Genomic DNA, 274 nt, shown 5'->3' with positions numbered 1-274 from the left:
GGGTAATGCTGAGGAGTGTGTCAGCGTAGAGGATGAAGGCGATGAGGAACTCACCTGGGGTGAGTTCCGAATCGTAGAAGGGTGTCCCTCGCGTGTACGTGGTTTTCCAGTCACAGCGGCCACACCAAATACGGTCAGAGCCGTTGAGAGCGTGGAGGTTGTCTGCGCCGCAGTGTGGACAGGAGCGTTCTTCCCACACCGTCTTGAGACGCCGCTCGACGATGGCGTCGAGCGGCTCGGGCCGAAATTCTATTACCCCAAGTTCCGCAAGTTC

At 58.4% G+C, this 274-nt stretch carries 1 pseudogene; it reads right to left on the bottom strand.

Annotated elements, in window-relative coordinates:
* Nucleotides 1-274 (bottom strand): annotated as a pseudogene (locus EXE41_RS18870) (IS1595 family transposase); the annotation flags it as partial.

The sequence above is a fragment of the Halorubrum sp. SD690R genome (assembly GCF_005435035.1).
GTDB classification, from domain to species: Archaea; Halobacteriota; Halobacteria; order Halobacteriales; family Haloferacaceae; genus Halorubrum; species Halorubrum ezzemoulense.
Note: the sequence above shows the minus strand (reverse complement) of the source record. Positions and strands in the feature narration are given on the sequence as shown.